15 protein-coding genes are annotated in these 17,954 nt (G+C 63.5%); 6 read left to right on the top strand and 9 right to left on the bottom strand.

All coding sequences use genetic code 11. The features are described from left to right. From RT028_RS09195 to RT028_RS09170, 6 genes are all read left to right on the top strand, one after another. Nucleotides 1-200 (top strand): DUF2868 domain-containing protein (locus tag RT028_RS09195; RefSeq protein ID WP_312934403.1); only part of this gene is annotated, 200 nt, incomplete at its 5' end. 144 nt (nt 201-344) lie between these two features. Then, nucleotides 345-1,709 (top strand): GTPase/DUF3482 domain-containing protein, encoded by a 1,365-nt coding sequence (locus tag RT028_RS09190; RefSeq protein ID WP_312934402.1) that lies wholly within the window; start codon nt 345-347, stop codon nt 1,707-1,709. Between the two features lie 150 nt (nt 1,710-1,859). Continuing rightward, the gene (fdhD, locus tag RT028_RS09185) at nt 1,860-2,687 is read left to right on the top strand and encodes a formate dehydrogenase accessory sulfurtransferase FdhD (RefSeq protein ID WP_312934401.1); all 828 of its coding nucleotides are present in this window, start codon (nt 1,860-1,862) and stop codon (nt 2,685-2,687) included. A gap of 24 nt (nt 2,688-2,711) precedes the next feature. Then, nucleotides 2,712-5,039 (top strand): FdhF/YdeP family oxidoreductase, encoded by a 2,328-nt coding sequence (locus RT028_RS09180; RefSeq protein ID WP_312934404.1) that lies wholly within the window; start codon nt 2,712-2,714, stop codon nt 5,037-5,039. Between the two features lie 256 nt (nt 5,040-5,295). Continuing rightward, complete coding sequence (locus RT028_RS09175; RefSeq protein WP_312934400.1) at nt 5,296-6,138, top strand: DUF3800 domain-containing protein; 843 nt, start codon at nt 5,296-5,298, stop codon at nt 6,136-6,138. Between the two features lie 341 nt (nt 6,139-6,479). Then, entirely contained in the window at nt 6,480-6,959 is a 480-nt protein-coding gene (locus tag RT028_RS09170) for a glycine zipper domain-containing protein (protein WP_312934399.1), read from the top strand. 53 nt (nt 6,960-7,012) lie between these two features. On the opposite strand, the gene RT028_RS09165 is transcribed toward RT028_RS09170, so the two are convergent. From RT028_RS09165 to RT028_RS09125, 9 genes are all read right to left on the bottom strand, one after another. Further along, on the bottom strand, nt 7,013-7,450 hold the full coding sequence (locus RT028_RS09165; protein ID WP_312934398.1) for a thioesterase family protein: 438 nt from the start codon (nt 7,448-7,450) through the stop codon (nt 7,013-7,015). 238 nt (nt 7,451-7,688) lie between these two features. After that, nucleotides 7,689-8,678: a sulfate ABC transporter ATP-binding protein gene (locus tag RT028_RS09160; RefSeq protein WP_312934397.1), complete on the bottom strand. Its 990-nt coding sequence runs from the start codon at nt 8,676-8,678 to the stop codon at nt 7,689-7,691. Between the two features lie 3 nt (nt 8,679-8,681). Continuing rightward, complete coding sequence (gene cysW, locus RT028_RS09155) at nt 8,682-9,554, bottom strand: sulfate ABC transporter permease subunit CysW (RefSeq protein ID WP_312934396.1); 873 nt, start codon at nt 9,552-9,554, stop codon at nt 8,682-8,684. A 15-nt stretch (nt 9,555-9,569) separates the two neighbouring features. Further along, a complete protein-coding gene (gene cysT / locus RT028_RS09150) occupies nt 9,570-10,388 on the bottom strand; it encodes a sulfate ABC transporter permease subunit CysT (protein ID WP_312934395.1) in 819 nt (272 codons plus the stop codon). 182 nt (nt 10,389-10,570) lie between these two features. Then, nucleotides 10,571-11,578 (bottom strand): sulfate ABC transporter substrate-binding protein, encoded by a 1,008-nt coding sequence (locus tag RT028_RS09145; RefSeq protein WP_312934394.1) that lies wholly within the window; start codon nt 11,576-11,578, stop codon nt 10,571-10,573. A gap of 47 nt (nt 11,579-11,625) precedes the next feature. Further along, nucleotides 11,626-11,808 (bottom strand): sulfur starvation response protein OscA, encoded by a 183-nt coding sequence (gene oscA, locus RT028_RS09140; RefSeq protein WP_312934393.1) that lies wholly within the window; start codon nt 11,806-11,808, stop codon nt 11,626-11,628. Nucleotides 11,809-12,596: 788 nt separating this feature from the next. Next, entirely contained in the window at nt 12,597-15,656 is a 3,060-nt protein-coding gene (locus RT028_RS09135) for an efflux RND transporter permease subunit (protein ID WP_312934392.1), read from the bottom strand. Beyond that, nucleotides 15,653-16,720: an efflux RND transporter periplasmic adaptor subunit gene (locus tag RT028_RS09130; protein WP_312934391.1), complete on the bottom strand. Its 1,068-nt coding sequence runs from the start codon at nt 16,718-16,720 to the stop codon at nt 15,653-15,655. The genes RT028_RS09135 and RT028_RS09130 overlap by 4 nt, the downstream gene beginning before the upstream one ends. Next, complete coding sequence (locus RT028_RS09125) at nt 16,717-17,805, bottom strand: efflux RND transporter periplasmic adaptor subunit (protein WP_312934390.1); 1,089 nt, start codon at nt 17,803-17,805, stop codon at nt 16,717-16,719. The genes RT028_RS09130 and RT028_RS09125 overlap by 4 nt, the downstream gene beginning before the upstream one ends. Nucleotides 17,806-17,954: the final 149 nt, after the last annotated feature.

Here is a 17,954-nt window from a genome sequence, read left to right as displayed (position 1 = left end):
CGCCCGACCGCGGCAGCCTGGCGCTGCTCGCGGAACTGGCGCGCAATGCCGGCGCCACGCGCATCTGGCTGCTGCCGGCGGTGCCGGGCGAACGCCTGGAACCCGCCCGCTTGGGTGACTGGCATGAAGCGCTTGAACGCCTGGGCCTGGCACACAGCGACAGCCTGCCTGTGACGTGGTTGGAGCACGGTCATGACTGAAGCGCTGAGACTCGCGCCCGCGCACGCCATCCACTGCAGGATTGACCCATCGCTTGATCGAGCCGCGTGCGCCTCATCAGTCCAGCTCCCGCCACTGCCTTCACCCCTCACTGCCGCCCACCTCGACCAATCTGGAGCACTGCCATGACCGAGCCCCTGAGACTGGCCCTGGTCGGCCACACCAACGTCGGCAAGACCTCCCTGCTGCGCACCCTGACCCGTGACGTCGCGTTTGGCGAGGTCTCGCATCGCCCCAGCACCACCCGCCATGTGGAAGGTGCCCGGCTGTCGGTGGATGGCGAGTCACTGCTTGAACTGTACGACACGCCTGGGCTGGAAGATGCCATCGCCCTGCTGGAGCATCTGGAGCGGCTGGAGCGCCCGGGTGAGCGCCTTGATGGGCCGGCGCGGCTGCAACGGTTTCTGCAAGGCAGCGAAGCGCGTCAGCGCTTCGAACAGGAAGCCAAGGTGCTGCGCCAGCTGCTGGCGAGCGACGCCGGCCTGTACGTGATCGATGCCCGCGAGCCGGTGCTGGCCAAGTACCGCGATGAGCTTGAAGTGCTGGCCAGCTGCGGCAAGCCCTTGCTGCCGGTGCTCAACTTCGTCGCCAGCGAGCAGCACCGTGAAGCGCAGTGGCGCGAGGCCCTGGCGCGTCTGGGCTTGCATGCGCTGGTGCGCTTCGACAGCGTGGCGCCACCGCAGGATGGCGAGCAGCGCTTGTACGACAGCCTCGCCCTGCTGCTGGAAAACGCCCGCCCGGCCTTGCAGCGGCTGATCGCCGATCAGCAGGTGCAACGGTTGGCCCGGCATGCCAATGGCAAGCGCCTGATTGCGGAGCTGTTGATCGATTGCGCGGCCTGTCGGCGGAGCGTCGACAGCGAGCCCGCCGCCCAGGCGCAGGCCATGTCGGCCTTGCGCCAGGACGTGCGCCAACGGGAACAGCGCTGCGTCGAGGCGCTGTTGTCGCTGTCCCCCTTCCGCCGCGAAGACGCCGCCGCCGATGACGTGCCGTTGCTCGATGGCCGCTGGGGCGATGACCTGTTCAACCCCGAGACCCTGCGCCAGCTGGGCGTGCGGGTGGGCAGCGGCGTTGCAGCAGGCGCAGCGGCCGGGGCGGGTGTCGATCTGCTCGTGGGCGGCCTGACCCTGGGCGCGGCAGCACTGGCCGGCGCCATCGCCGGGGGTGCGCTGCAAACGGCGCGCAGCTACGGCGCGCGGCTGATGGGCAAACTCAAGGGCCATCGCGAACTGACCGTCGATGACAATGTGCTGCGCCTGCTGGCCTTGCGTCAGCAGCAGTTGATGCAGGTACTCGATGCCAGGGGCCACGCGGCGATGGGCAGCATCGAACTGCCGCCGCCCGCCGAGAAAGCCTGGCGCGAAGGCAAACTGCCCAGTGCCTTGCACAAAGCGCGCGCGCATCCGCAGTGGTCGAGCCTGAACCCCGGCGCGAGGCTCGATCAACGGGAACGGCAGGAGCAGGTCAAAGCCCTGGTCGAGGCGCTCTAGCGAGAAGGGTCAGGTCATCAGGACCGGCACAACGTCAGCCAGGGTGCGACTGATCGACGCGGTCTATCAGCGTATCGAATCAAGCGATTAGACGTGTGTTGCCCAGGGGCATAGGCTAGAACGCGTATACAACCCTGGTGATCCGCCTTGATGAACAGCAAACCTCCGGTCTGCGCGGCATCCACCTCGCTCTCATTGCCTGCCGCCAGCAACCTTTATGACTACGTCCAGCTCAGCGATCGCGAGCGTGCGTCCACGCCGCTGGCTGAAGAGGTGGCGCTGGCCATCGCCTACAACGGCCTGAACCAGGCGGTCATGCTGGTCAGCCCCACCGATCTGGACGACTTCGTGGTCGGCTTCAGCATTGGCAGCGGCCTGGTGGCCAGCACCGACGACATCTACGACATCAAGCTTTCCGGCAGCGGCTCGGCGATGTACGCCGACGTCGAGATCGCGAGCCGCGCGTTCTGGAAGCTCAAGGATCAGCGTCGCCAGTTGGCCGGCACCAGTGGTTGCGGCCTGTGTGGCGTCGAGGCCCTGGAGCAGGCGCTGCCTGACCTCGACGTGCTGCCCGGTGCGGCCCTGCCGCCCGCGCACTGGCTGATCGACCTGCGCCAGCGCATCGATGCCTTTCAGCCGCTGGGCCAGCACTGCGGGGCCGTCCACGCCGCGCTGTTCATGGACCGCAACGGCGAACTGCTGATGGGCCGTGAAGACATCGGCCGGCACAACGCTCTGGACAAGCTGATCGGCGCCCTGCTGCGCCAGCGCACCGACGCGACCGGTGGCCTGGCCATCGTCACCAGCCGCTGCAGCCTGGAACTGATCCAGAAAGTCCTGCGCGCCGGTATCCAGACCCTGGTCAGCCTCTCGGCGCCCACCGGTCTTGCCCTGCAATGGGCACGCAAGCACAACCTGAACCTGATTCATTTGCCCAAACACAGTGCACCGCGGGTCTACAGCCCCGCGTCGGAGTAATAAGCCGTGAGTTCGCATCAGAAAATGCCCGACAACGCCCCCGCTTCCAGCCCGCGCTACAAGCCCTATCCCGGCCCTGCCGGCGGATGGGGCGCGCTGATCAGCGTGACCAAGGCCTGGATCGGCAGCGACAACGCGCTGAAGAACCTGCGCGCGATGCTCAAGACCAACCAGAACGGCGGCTTCGACTGCCCCGGTTGCGCCTGGGGCGATTCCCCGGAAAGCGGCATGGTGAAGTTCTGCGAGAACGGCGCCAAGGCGGTCAACTGGGAAGCCACCAAGCGCCGCGTCGATGCCGCGTTCTTCGCCCGCTACAGCGTCAGCGCGTTGCGCGAGCAAAGCGACTACTGGCTCGAATACCAGGGCCGCCTGACCGAGCCGATGGTCTACGATGCGGCCAGCGACCGCTACAAACCCATCGATTGGGATGGCGCCTTCGCCCTCATCGCCCAGCACCTCAATGGTCTGGAGAGCCCTGATCAGGCCGAGTTCTACACCTCGGGCCGGGCCAGCAACGAGGCGGCGTACCTGTACCAGCTGTTCGTACGCGCCTACGGCACCAACAACTTCCCTGACTGCTCGAACATGTGCCACGAAGCCAGTGGCGTGGCACTGGGGCAGAGCGTTGGCGTCGGCAAGGGCACGGTCACCTACGACGACTTCGAGCACGCCGACGCGATCTTCGTCTGGGGTCAGAACCCCGGCACCAACCACCCACGCATGCTCGACCCGCTGCGCGATGCGGTCAAACGCGGTGCCCAGGTGGTCTGCATCAACCCGCTCAAGGAGCGTGGCCTGGAGCGCTTCCAGCACCCGCAGCACATGCTGGAAATGCTCACCAACAGCGACAAACCGACCAATACCGCGTTCTTCCGCCCGGCCCTGGGTGGCGACATGGCGCTGATGCGCGGCATGGCCAAGTTCACCTTGCAGTGGGAACGTGAAGCTCAGGCCAAGGGCGAGCCGGCGATCTTCGACCACGCCTTCATCGCCGAGCATGGCCATGGGCTCGACGAGTACCTGGCGGTGGTCGATGCGACGCCGTGGGAGCACATCCAGGCGCAATCGGGCCTGACGCTGGAGGACATCGAGCTGGCCGCGCGCATGTACTGCCGTGGCAAGCGCGTGATCATGTGCTGGGCGATGGGCCTGACCCAGCACCGCCACTCGGTGCCGACCCTGCAGGAGCTGGTCAACCTGCAGATGCTGCGCGGCAACATTGGCGTGCCGGGCGCGGGCCTGTGCCCGGTGCGCGGTCACAGCAACGTGCAGGGCGACCGTACCATGGGCATCAACGAGCGCCCATCGACGGCGCTGCTCGATTCGATCGAGCAGCGTTTCGGCTTCCAGGTGCCCCGCCACAACGGCCACAACGTGGTCGAGGCGATTCACGCCATGCTCGAAGGTCGCTCGAAGGTGTTCATCGCACTGGGCGGCAACTTCGCCCAGGCCACCCCCGACACAGACCGCACGGCGCAGGCCCTGCAGAACTGCGACCTGACCGTGCAGATCAGCACCAAGCTCAACCGTAGCCACCTGCTGCATGGCAAGCACGCGCTGATCCTGCCATGCCTGGGCCGTACCGACATCGACCTGCAGCGCGAAGGCCCGCAGGCGGTGACCGTGGAAGACTCGTTCAGCATGGTTCACGCCTCCAACGGCCAGCTCAAGGCCCTGTCGCGGCAGATGCGCTCCGAGCCTGCGGTGATCGCCGGCATCGCCGCCGCGACCCTGGGCAAGAAACCGCTGGACTGGCAGTGGGTGGTGGCCGACTACGACCGCATCCGCGACCTGATCGCCGACACCATTCCCGGCTTCACCGATTTCAACGTGCGCTTGAAAAACCCCGGTGGCTTCTACCTGGGCAACAGCGCCGGCAGGCGGCAATGGGCCACCAGCAATGGCCGCGCCAACTTCAAGGCCAACCTGCTGCCCGACAGCCTGATCGACCCACGCGTGCTCGCCAGTGGGCAGGTGCCTGACTTGGTGATGCAGTCGATGCGCTCCCACGATCAGTACAACACCACCATCTATGGCATGGACGACCGCTACCGCGGCGTGCGCGGTCAGCGCGACGTGCTCTTCGTCAACGAAGCCGACATCATCCGCCTGGGCTTCCAGCCGGGGCAGAAGATCGACATCGTTTCACTGTGGGGCGACAAACACGTACGCCGTGTGCACGGTTTCACCCTGCTGGCGTTCGACATCCCGGCGGGCCAAGCGGCGGCCTACTACCCCGAGGTCAACCCACTGGTGCCCCTGGACAGCATCGGCGACGGCAGCCACACGCCCACCTCGAAGTTGGTCGCGATCAAGCTGGAGCGTGCGCGGGATAACGGGCGGATCATCTGATCGGGTGACATACCGGTGCCAGGTCATGGCATCTGGAGTCTCAACACACGCTAATTTGAAGACGCAGAGGTAATGCCCGCAAGAATCATCTTGCATCACTGAAGCGTCCTTTTTTCCGCCAGGCAAGTTGACACCTTTGCCACCCTGCGTATCATCGCATCTAACGCATGAGAGCTTACTTTCGTGCCTACCTTCCGAGACCCGCCTAGCGAAAGCTGCGGGTTTTCGTGTTTCTGGAGCAAGGAATCCGGTAGCGATGACGCACTATGTCGCGTACTTGGACGAGTTTGGGCACGTCGGCCAGTATGTGTCTCGCAATCATCCCAAGTACAAAACACATCCGGCTTTCGGGTTTGCCGGACTGGTCCTGCCTGCCACTGAAATCCGAGAGTTTGCGATCTATTTCTATAAAGCAAAATGCCAGCTTCTAGCGTATGACCTGGCCAACGACAATCCGAAACATTTACCGGCGTATCAGTGGGAGAAAAAAGGCTCTCAGCTTTATGCCCTTCGAAATGTCGTCAAGTACGAACAGTTGCGTCGTACTACCTTTCGTCTCTTGAACCACATTGAAAAAGTAGGCGGGCACCTGTTTTACACGGGAGAGCACAAGACTAACGACCCTGCGGCTCATGATTCGACCGAGACGTTCAAGCGGCAGCTTCTGCAATCGGTACGCAAGATCGACAGGTACTGCGCTCAGAGCAAGTCGACGTTCATGCTCATGCTGGACGAACAACGTGCTGGCAACGAGTGGCGGGAGACGAACGTGGAGGTTTGCACACTGGCCATGTTCGAGGATGCCTCGGAAAAATGCCGATCGTTGATCGAGCCGCCTATCCAAGCCGAAAGTCACCTGTTCCAGACCATCCAGTGCGCTGACTGGATCTGTGGCCTGATTGGACGACTGACGGCATTGTCGCTTGCACCTGACGAGTATTCGGAGCTGGAGCCATTCGACAGGTACTTTTCTGCTCGCATCGCCAAGATAACGCTGCCAGGGTGCGGTCTTGAACATCAAAAAAGCGCCAAGATACCTGCTGAAAAGGCAGGAGAGCTCATGCCCCGTGCGGCCGGTACCCTCGTGGGCAATGAATGAGCTGAGGCTTCCTGTGAGAAAAACGAAAACCTGCCGAAATCCTAGGCACAGGATCAGCCGCAGAGGCTTGGACGCATCGCTTTTGGAAGTCAATACACTTGCCTGCCGCTCTCTCATCTCCGGCACCGGCGCTGAGCGTCGCGCACCAAACGAAAAAGCCCCAACCGCAACGGCCGGGGCTTTTTCTCAAGTAGCGTAAGACACGCGTTTTCGAACAAAGTTTCATAGCGAAAACAACAGGTTACAGATTTCGTTAGCTTGCGTGCTATTCGTCGGATTTGCATTGCCAGCCTCGCTGGCGGGCGGCACATTCGCCCCGTCATCCCTACGAGACGCTATCGATGAAGAAGTACACCTCAATGCTTTTGTTGTCCCTCGGTCTCCTCAGCGGCGCCGCCTTGGCGGGCGGTAATACTGAAGCGGGTATCGGCGGCGCACTGGGCGGGGTACTCGGCTCAGTGGTCGGCCAGTCCATGGGCGGTAGCACAGGTTCTGCCATCGGTGCAGGCCTGGGCGGTGCAGCCGGCAGCGCGGTGGGTGCAGACAAGCGCCAGCGCGGTGAAGCGGCAATCGGTGGCGGCCTGGGCGCAGCCGGTGGCAACGTGATCGGTCGCCAGGTCGGCGGCAGCACCGGCAGCCTGATCGGCGCTGCCGCGGGCGGTGGTGCAGGCGGTGCCCTGGGCAACTACATGGGCAACGAGGCCGACCGTGACGACCGTCGCGCCCGCCGCGGCTACGACGACCGCCGCCCACATGACCGGGGCCGTCACTACGGTCACCGCAAGCACCCCGGCCCAGGCCATCACCGCCACCACCGCTGAGTCGGCAGGCGAGTCGCATCGAAGCAGGCCCTGTTCCACGGACAGGGCCTTTTTCATGCCTGCAAGGGCAACTGCAGCGCCGCCAAGGCCTGCTGCAAGGTGTCCGGCAGCCCGGCTGGACGCCCACTGTTGCGCTCGACGAACACTTGGACTACCCGCCCCACCGCGCAGGGTTCCGGCTCGCCGGGGCGGAACAGACCGAGCTGGTACTCCACCGTGCTGCCGGCCAGGCGACTCACGCCCACCGCCACTTCGAGCATGTCGGGAAAGCCTGGCAACGCAAAGAAATCGGCGGATGAACTGACCACGAACACCGCCAGTGGCCCTTCGCGCAGGTCAAGACCGGCTTCCTGCAGCAGAAACGCCTGCAATGCGGTCTCGAAGTAACCGTGCACGGTGGCGCCGGACACATGACCGTGCAGGTCGTTGTCATGCGGGCGGGTGAGGATCGGGTGGGAATGGCTGAAGTGATTGCGCTGAAGGGTGGTCATGGCCGCGGTCATCCTTGGGCAAGAGGCCAGCCAGTGAAGCAGATTCTGCGGCGAGACGAAATCCTTGCTGTCATCGATCAGCGAGCGCCAAAAGAACGCCGGGGCCTCGATGGCCCCGGCGGGAATGGCTGCGCTGTCATTGCACGATGAGCGGTCAGTCCTGAACAGCGTGCAAGCCAGACCGCTTGTGGCCGCCGGCGACCGCCGCTACAGAGCGGCGGTAGCCCGCCAGACCGCTTCAGACATCCTGCACCTGCTGCCAGACCTTGGGCCGGAAGAACAAGGTTTCCCCACGGGCCAATCCCGTGAGACTGTCGTGATCCTTGACCACCTCGGCCTCGATCAGCTCGCTCTGCCCCTCCACTTTCAGGGTGATCCGTGTGGTCGCGCCAAGCGGGCGGATATCACGCACCTCTGCCGCATGATGACCTTCGGTTTCATGGCGCGACAACGACACCTCGTGCGGGCGGAACAGCACATGCTGCCCTTCACTGAGGCTAAGACGGTTGGAGTCGCCGAGGAAGTGGTAGACGAAGTCGTTGGCAGGCTTTTCGTACACCTCGCCTGGCGAGCCGATCTGCTCGATCACGCCCTTGTTCATCACCACGATGCGGTCGGCCACTTCCATGGCTTCTTCCTGGTCGTGGGTGACGAAGACCGAGGTCAGGTTGATGTCCTCGTGCAGCCGCGCCAGCCAGCGGCGCAGCTCCTTGCGCACCTTGGCGTCCAGCGCGCCGAAGGGTTCGTCGAGCAGCAGCACCTTGGGCTCCACCGCCAGGGCACGGGCCAGGGCGATGCGCTGGCGCTGGCCACCGGACAATTGCTCCGGGTAGCGATCGGCCAGCCAGTCCAGCTGCACCATGTTCAACAGCTCATGCACCTTCGCCGCGATCTGGCTTTCGTTGGGGCGCTCGCCCTTGGGCTTCATGCGCAGGCCAAAGGCGACGTTGTCGAACACGCTCATGTGGCGGAACAGCGCGTAGTGCTGGAACACGAAACCGACGTTGCGATCACGCACGTCATGCCCGGACACATCTTCACCGTGGAAGACGATACTGCCCTGATCCGGGGTTTCCAGACCGGCGATGATGCGCAGCAGGGTAGTCTTGCCGCAGCCCGACGGGCCGAGCAATGCGACCAGCTCGCCGCTGTGGATATCCAGGTTGATGGCGTTCAGGGCCTGGAAACTGTTGAAGCGCTTGCTGACGTTACGAACTTCGATCGACATTTATCAGTCCTCCGCTGCGGTGTGGCGCAGGCGGTTAATGCGGGATTCGCTCCACTGCTTGAGCAGCAGGATGAACAGCGCCAGGATCAGCAGCAAGCTGGCCACGCTGAAGGCCGCGACATGGTTGTATTCGTTGTAGAGGATCTCGACGTGCAGCGGCAGCGTGTTGGTGACGCCGCGGATGTGCCCGGACACCACCGACACCGCGCCGAACTCGCCCATGGCGCGCGCCGTGCACAGCACCACGCCGTAGATCAGGCCCCATTTGATGTTCGGCAGGGTCACGTGCCAGAACATCTGCCAGCCATTGGCGCCAAGCAAGCGCGCGGCTTCTTCTTCCTGGGTGCCCTGTTCCTGCATCAGCGGGATCAGCTCGCGGGCCACGAACGGCACCGTGACGAAGATGGTCGCCAGCACGATGCCCGGCAAGGCGAACACGATCTGGATGTCGTGGTCCTGCAGCCACGGCCCGAACAGGCCCTGGGCACCGAACATCAGGACATAGACCAGACCGGCGATCACCGGTGAGACCGAGAACGGCAGGTCGATCAGCGTCACCAGGATGCTCTTGCCACGGAAGGTGTACTTGCTGACGCACCACGCGGCGCTCAGGCCGAACACCAGGTTCAGCGGTACGGAAATCACCACCGCCAGCAAGGTCAGCTGCAACGCGGCCAGGGCGTCGGGCTCGAAGATGGCCTCGAAGAACGTGCCAAAGCCGTTCTTCAACGCCTGTGAGACAACGATGAACAGCGGCAGCAGCAGGAACAGCGCAAACACCAGCCACGCCGAAATGATCAGCACGCGCCGCGCAGTGGCACTGCCGCGGCGGGCGGCATTGGCGCTGGCGGTTGCGCCAAGGGATGAACTAGACATGAGCCAGGGCCTCCTTCATGGGGTTTCGATGCGCCGCTGCAGCAGGTTGATCAGCAGCAGCAGGATGAAGGACACCACCAGCATGAGCACGCCGATGGCCGTGGCGCCGGTGTAGTCGTACTGGTCGAGCTTGACCATGATCAGCAGCGGCAGGATTTCGGTTTTCATCGGCATGTTACCGGCGATGAAAATCACCGAGCCGTATTCGCCCACACCCCGCGCAAAGGCCAGCGCGAAGCCGGTCAGCCAGGCCGGCAGCAGTGCTGGCGCCAGCACATGGCGAAACACCTGCAAGGGTTTGGCGCCCAGGCAGGCGGCGGCTTCTTCCACTTCGCGGGGAATGTCGGCCAGCACCGGCTGCACCGTGCGCACCACGAACGGCAGGGTGACGAAAGTCAGTGCCAGGGTAATGCCGATGGGGGTGTAGGCGATTTTGAAGCCCAGGTCGGTGGCGAACTGCCCGACCCAGCCATTGGGCGCATACAGCGCCGTCAGGGCAATACCCGCCACGGCCGTGGGCAAGGCGAAGGGCAGGTCGATCATCGCGTCGATGACCTTGCGCCCGGGGAAGGTGTAGCGCACCAGCACCCAGGCCAGCAGGGTGCCGATCAGGCCATTGAGGATGGCCGCGAGCAACGCGGTGCCAAAGCTGAGCTTGAGCGCAGCGATCACACGTGGCGCGGTGACGATGGCCCAGAATTGCTCCCAGGTCAGCTGCGAAGCATGGATGAACATGGCCGACAGCGGTATCAGCACGATCAGACTGAGGTACACCAAGGTGTAACCCAGCGTCAGCCCGAAGCCGGGTATGACGGGGGAAATACGTCGCGACATAAAAGTCCCTGGTTGAACGCACGAGGCCCGGAGTCGATTCCGGGCCGGTGCAGGCTACTGAAGGGTGTTGCCAGGCCCTGAGTCAGAAGTGCTGACGCAAAGATCAGGCGCTGCTGTGTTCAACGCTGACTGATCGTACGCCAAGACCTTGCAGATCAAGCCCGGCAGGGTGAACCACCGAATTATTGCGCCTGGTAGATCTGGTCGAACACACCGCCGTCATTGAAAAACTTGGGCTGCGCAGTTTTCCAGCCGCCGAAGTCCTTGTCGATGGTCACCAGGTCGAGTGTCGGGAACTGCTTGGCATACTCGGCCGCGACGTTCTCGTCACGTGGACGGTAGAAGTTTTCGGCTGCGATTTTTTGACCTGCCGGGCTGTACAGGTGCTTGAGGTATTCGGTGGCGATTTCGGTATTGCCCTTCTTCTCGGCATTCTTGTCGACCACGGCCACCGGCGGTTCGGCCAGGATCGACAGCGACGGCACGACGATGTCGAACTTGTCAGCGCCGCCGTCTTCCTTCAGCGCCAGAAATGCCTCGTTTTCCCAGGCCAACAACACGTCACCCTGACCATTGTTGACGAAGGTGATGGTCGAGCCACGCGCGCCGGTATCGAGCACCGGCACGTGCTTGAACAGCTCCTGCACGTAGGCCTTGGCCTTGTCTTCGCTGCCACCGCTCTTCAGGCCATAGGCCCAGGCGGCGAGGAAGTTCCAGCGGGCGCCACCGGAGGTCTTGGGATTGGGCGTGATGACCGAGACGTCTTTCTTGACCAGGTCGCCCCAGTCCTTGATGCCTTTGGGGTTGCCCTTGCGCACCAGGAACACGATGGTCGAGGTGTACGGCGTGCTGGCGTCAGGCAGGCGGGTCTGCCAGTTCTCCGGCAGCGTCTTGCCGAGCTTGGCGATTTCGTCGATGTCACCGGCCAGGGCCAGGGTCACCACGTCGGCGCGCAGCCCATCGATCACCGCCCGGCCCTGCTTGCCCGAGCCGCCATGGGACTGCTGGATCTTCACCTTGTCGTCGGGGTGGGTCTGCTGCCAATGCTTGATGAATTCAGCGTTGTACTGCTGGTACAGCTCGCGGGTGGGATCGTAGGACACGTTGAGCAGTTCGTAATCCTTGGCAACGGCGGAACCGGCAAACACGGCGCTGGCGATGGCTGCCAGCGCGAAACGGCGGATGGACATGGTGAAGCTCCCGATTGGCATTTTTTTTGAGAGGCGAAACAGCGGCGTCAACCGGGCTTGGTGCCGGGCTGCTGCAGGCGGAATTTTTCCTTGCGCTCGATCTGCACCACCTGCGCGTTGTGCACGGTGATCTCCACCGCGCCAAAGCGCAGATTGCGCAACGCGTTCTGGATTTCCCGCAGAAGGGTGGCTTCGTCTTGTGCGTCGATGCTGCGCAGGTTGGCACTCATGCTCGTTCTCCAGTAATGAGGTGCCGGGCATCGTCGAAGGGGATATTGCGCCTGGCGTGAGGGCAATAGTAATGAGGGTGGAATATTCTTAAAAAGAATATTTAGGAATTTTTATATAACTTTTTAAGGCATCGGAATCGCGTCATTCTTCTGTCACGCTGGACAGGCCGGCCTAATGCGAGCCGGTGAAAGTGCATGCGGTGCCTTGTGGCATGCGGACGCCTGGAAATGATCATAAATTGTTGATTGGAATATTTTTTTGTAAAACCTGTCGTTCATTCACTTCCGATTCAAGGGACTAGTCGGGCGAGTTCTGCCCGCTGAACCAGGGTTGCCTGCACTGGGCCGGCTGCGCCGTCCATCGCGACTGAAGTCGCTCCTACAAGGGGTGGGCCACGAATCGGGGTCAGCCTGAGAGAGCCCAGCAGCATCATGCGATCGGAGTAGGAGCGACTTTAGTCGCGATGGACGGCGCAGCCGGCCTGACTCAAGCGATGCGTACTTCCCCGATAAAGTGCGATTGCCGCCATCAGGACCGCTTCGTGATCTTTCGCAACTAACGTCGCACAAGCGTTCTCTGCGCGGCCACCCGACACCAAGCCCAGGTACGACACCCTCGTCAAGGAGATGAATGCACTGGGTGTGAAGCTTTCCGCCCAGCCTGTGTAACGAAGGAGCCTGACGGCTCCTTCGTTTCGCTCACACGTAGTTGAAATCCAGCCACCCGTGCTGTGCGATCACCTCAGAACGAGGGCACCTTCAGTGCTCACCCGAAGGGCCCATACCCATCACTCAGCCCCATCCTTCTGCGGCTCACGAATCTTGTACCAGGCCACGTACAGCGCCGGCAGGAACAGCAGCGTCAGCAGCGTGGCGCTGATGATGCCGCCGATCATGGCGTAGGCCATCGGGCCCCAGAACACTTCGCGGGCGATGGGGATCATGCCCAGGCTGGCCGCTGCGGCGGTCAGCAGGATCGGCCGGCGGCGGTGGTTGGTGGCTTCCACCACGGCGTCCCATGGGGCGTAGCCTTCGGCCTCGTAGACATCGATCTGGGTCACCAGGATCACCGAGTTGCGGATGATGATGCCGATCAGCGCCAGCACCCCGAGGATCGCCACGAAGCCCATGGGCGTACCGGTGGGCACCAGCGCCAGCACCACGCCGATCAGGCCCAGCGGCGCCACGCTGATCACCAGGAACAGCTTCTGCACGCTGTGCAGCTGGATCATCAGGAAGGTCGCCATGAGGAACAGCATCAGCGGAATCACCTTGGCGATCGGCCCCTGGGCCTTGCCGCTCTCCTCCACCGTGCCGCCCACTGCCACGTCGTAACCGCTCGGCAGCTTGTCGGCAAATTCCGTGATCTTCGGTTTCAGCTGCGCCACCAGGTCGGTGGGCTGCATGTCGCCATGTACTGAAGCCTTGAGGGTGATGGTCGGTTTGCGGTCGCGGCGCCACACCAGCGGCTGCTCCATTTCATAGCGCACCGTGGCGAAGGCCAGCAGCGGAATCGAAGTGCCATTGGGGGTGACGATCTGCAGGTTCTGCAGCGTGTCGGGCGAGCCGCGTTCGCTGTCCTGGGCGCGCGCCACCACATCGATCAGGTAGATCTCGTCGTTCACCTGGGTCACCGGCGCGCCGCTGACGATGCTGTTCATCACGTTGGCCACGTCTTCGGACGACAGCCCCAGCTGGCGGGCCTTGTCTTGGGCGATGTCGACGCGCAGCACCTTGCCCGGCTCGTTCCAGTCGAAAATCATGTCGCCGATGTTGGGGTTGGCGTCGAGCACCGTGGCCAGGTCAATGGCGTGACGGCGGACCTGGTCGATGTCCTTGCCGCTGACGCGGTACTGGATCGGCCGGCCCACGGGCGGCCCCATTTCCAGCGACTGCACGTTGCTGCCGATGCCGACGAAGTCTTTGCGCAGGCGCTCCTTGAGCCGTGCAATGAGTTCGCCGCGCTGCTCCAGGCCGGTGCTGACGATCACCAGTTGCGCGTAATAGGGATTCTGCAACTGCTGGTCCAGCGGCAGGTAGAAGCGGATGGCACCCTGGCCGATGTAGGTGCTCCAGTGGTCGATGTCCTTGTCGTCCCTGAGCGTGGCTTCAAGCCGGTCGACGGTGCGACGGGTTTCTTCGATCGACGCGTTCTGTGGCAGGTTGAGGTCGACGAGAATTTCCGGTCGGTCTGAAGACGGGAAAAACTGGTTCTGCACGAAACGCATGCCGAATACCGCCAACGCAAACAGCACCACCGTGCCGATCACCGTCAGCCAGCGGTGGCGCATGCTCCACAGCAGGCCGTGCTCGAACGCACGCGCCACCCGGCCGGGCTTGCTCTCGTGGTTCTTCACGTTGCGGTCGCTGAGAATGTGCACGCCCAGTACCGGCGCGAAGAACACCGCCACGACCCACGACACCAGCAGCGCCACGGCGATGACCGCGAACAGCGTGAACGTGTATTCGCCCGCCGAGCTCGCGTTCAGGCCGATCGGTACGAACCCTGCCACCGTCACCAAGGTGCCGGTCAGCATGGGGAAGGCGGTGGACTTGTAGGCAAAGGTCGCAGCCTCCTCCTTGCTGTCACCCGCCTCCAGCCGGGTGACCATCACCTCGACGGTGATCATGGCATCGTCTACCAGCAGGCCCAGGGCAATGATCAGCGCGCCCAGGGAGATCCGCTGCATGGTGATGCCGCTGTACTCCATGAACACGAAGACCATCGCCAGCACCAGCGGGATCGAGCAGGCCACCACCAGCCCCGCACGCACGCCCAGGCTGATGAAGCTGACCACCAGCACGATGATCACCGCCTCGAACAGCGCACTGGTAAAGCCGCCGACGGCCTTCTTCACCACGGCCGCCTGTTCCGACACGCTGTGCACGCCGACGCCGACCGGCAGCTCACCGGTGACCTCGTCCATCTTCACCTTCAGCTGTTCACCGAACTCCTGGACGTTGCCGCCCTTCTGCATGCCAATGGCCAGGCCGATCGCCGGCTGGCCGTTGTAACGGAACATGGGCGCGGGCGGGTCGACGTAGCCACGCTCGATGGTGGCGATGTCGGCCAGGCGGAAGAAGCGGTCGTTGATGCGCAGATTGACGTTCTGCAGGTCTTTTTCCGATGCGAACTGGCCAGTGGTGCGCACGGAAATGCGCTCCGGGCCGGCTTCGATCACACCGGCCGGGGTGACTTTGTTCTGTGATTGCAGCGCCTGCATGACCTGGCGCTGATCGATGCCAAGGGCGGCCAGCTTGCGCACCGAGAAGTTGAGGTAGAGCACTTCATCCTGCGTGCCGACCACTTCGACCTTGCCGATGTTGGCCACCTCGCGCACCTCGGCACGCACCTGCTCGACGTAGTCGCGCAGCTGACGCATGCTCAGGCCATCGGCAGTGAAGGCGTAGATCGACCCATACACATCACCGAACTCGTCGTTGAACGACGGCCCCTGGATGCCTTGCGGGAACTGGCCGCGGATATCCTGGACCTTCTTGCGCACCTGGTACCAGATCTGCGGGATGTCGCCAGCCTTGGTGGTGTCACGCAGGAACACCATGATCGTCGACTCGCCGGGGCGGGTGTAGCTCTTCACGTAGTCGAGCGAGTCGAGTTCTTCGAGTTTCTTCTCGATGCGGTCGGTGACCTGATAAAGGGTTTCGTCCTGGGTCGCGCCGGGCCAGCGGGTCTGGATGACCATGGTCTTGATGGTGAACGACGGGTCCTCTTCACGGCCAAGGTTGAAGTAGGAGAACACCCCCATCAGCAGGCCGACGAACATCAGGTACCAGACGAACGACTGATGGCGCAGCGCCCATTCAGAGAGGTTGAAGCCGCCTTTCATCGTGTTTCCTCGTCGAACGTGACCTTCTGGCCTGGCTTGAGACTGTTGGCGCCGGCGATCACCACCCGATCGCCCGGTTGCAGGCCAGCGCCCAGCACCACGCGCGTTTCGCTGCGCTCGATCACGGTGACGTCGCGCAGGTTGACCGTTTTCTGCTGCGGATCGACCACCCACACCTGGGCCTTGCCATCACGCTCGAGCAAGGCAGTGAGCGGCAGATCGCTGCGCGCGCTGACCGGTGAGGTCAGGCTGACGCTGACCGAGGTGCCAAGGTTGAAGCCAGGTGGCGTGGACGTCAGGCTCAGGCGGGCGCGGCGCGTACGGGTAGTGGCATCGGCCTGGGGCTCGAGCTCGCGCAGGCTGGCAGTGGTGCTGAGCTGGGGGTTGAGCTGCGAGGCGACCGTGAGGGTCATGGCCGGGGTGAGCTGGTCGGCCAGGGCAATCGGCAGGTCGATGACCGCTTCTTTGACATCGGGACGGGCCAGGGTGACGACCTCCTGGCCAACGCTGACCGTTTGCCCGGCCTCGACGTGCCAAGCGGTCACCACCGCAGCGTTATCGGCTTTGAGTACGCTGTAGCCCAATTGATCACGGGCCTGGCTGACCGACGACTGCGCCTGGGCCATGGAGGCGTTGGCGGTTTTCAGGTCGGTCTGGGCGATGTCCAGCTGCGCCTGGGCGCCGACGCCCCGGTCATACAGCTGTTGCTGTCGGCCGGCGTTGGCCTGGGCGTTGATCTGCTGGGCCTGCACGCGCGCCAGGTCGCCTTCGGCGGCGCGCAGCTGGTTCTGCTGATCGGTCGGATCGAGGGTAGCGAGGGTATCGCCGGCCTTTACCGAGGTACCGACATCGACCCAACGGCGAGCGATGCGGCCTGATACGCGAAAGCCCAGGGTGCTTTCGTAGCGCGCCTGGATGCTGCCAGCGAAACGGCCCAACTGCGCCTGGGACTGCTGATCGACCACAGTCGACAGCACCGGGCGTATGGGTTCGGGCTTTTCTTCGTCATGCCCACAACCGGCCAACAGGCAGGCACTGGCAAGCATCAACAACACGCGCTTCATGGCAACGCCCCTCCGTCCTTGGCCGCGACCTGTTCGATCTGCATGCCAGGGTGCAGCAGTTGCGCACCGTTGATGACCACGGTTTCTCCGGGCTTGATGCCGCTGCTGATGATGACCTTGCCGGTCAGGTAACGGGCGATGCGTACCGGACGCAGCTCGACCTTGTCGCCGTCGCCGACGATCCACACTGCAGGCGCTCGCAGGGTCTTGCTCAGCGCCGACCATGGCAGCTCGATGCTGGGCTGGCCCTGACCGCTGGCGTTGGTGGTCACAGGTGCGCCAAGGGGCATGGCCGCCGGCACATCGCGCAGCGCCACCTTGACCTGTACCGTGCCGCTTTGCGCGGACACGGTCGGCGTCACTTCACGCACCGCGCCTTGCGCCTGCACGCTGGGGTTTTCCAGCAGGTGCACCGTCAGGCTTTCGTTGCTGGCCGGGTTCATCAACAGGGACTCGTAGACGTTGAACACCGCGTCGCGGTCGCCATCGGCGGCCAGGCGGAAGATCGGCATGGTCGCCTGCACCACCTGGCCGACCTCGGCCTGGCGCTGGGTGATGACGCCATCGGTGTCAGAAACCAGCGCGGTATAGCTCAATTGTTCGTTGGCATTGGCCAATTGCGCCTGGGCCGCTTTCAAGCCGCTCTGGTTGCCGCGCAGGGCAGCCTGGGCGGCATCGTATTCACTGCGACTGGTATAGCCCTTGGGCAGCAGTTTTTCCTGACGCACGAACGCTGCGGCTGTTTGCGAGACGCGCGCCTGGGCCGCGAACACTTCAGCCTTGGCCGATTCGACGTTGTTCTTCAAGTCTTTGGGATCGAGCCGGGCCAGCACCTGGCCAGCCTTGACGTGGTCGCCCACATCGACGCTGCGGGAAATGATCTTGCCGCCGACGCGAAATGACAGATCGGTCTGCACGCGCGCCTGCACGTCACCGGTGAGCACCACTGACGCTGCAAAATTCTGCGGTTCGACGCACAAGACCCCGACGCGGGGCAGCACTGGGCTTTCTGGCTCTTTTTCACAGCCGGTGAGCGTGAATGCCAGGCCCAGGCACACGACCATCAACGGACGCATTACCGTCATGCTCGCTCCTTGTTTGCGCGCAAATGATTCGTGAAATGCGACCGTGCGAGTACGCGGGGGTTCATTAATTGCGCGGCGGGCGGAACGAGGGGTCGGCGTGATGGCCGCTGCCTGCGGCCAGACAGCATCCCATCAAGCCCGGCACGAGC

This window comes from Pseudomonas sp., assembly GCF_032058845.1.
Lineage (GTDB): Bacteria > Pseudomonadota > Gammaproteobacteria > Pseudomonadales > Pseudomonadaceae > Aquipseudomonas.
This window is presented reverse-complemented; position numbering and strand designations above follow the sequence as displayed.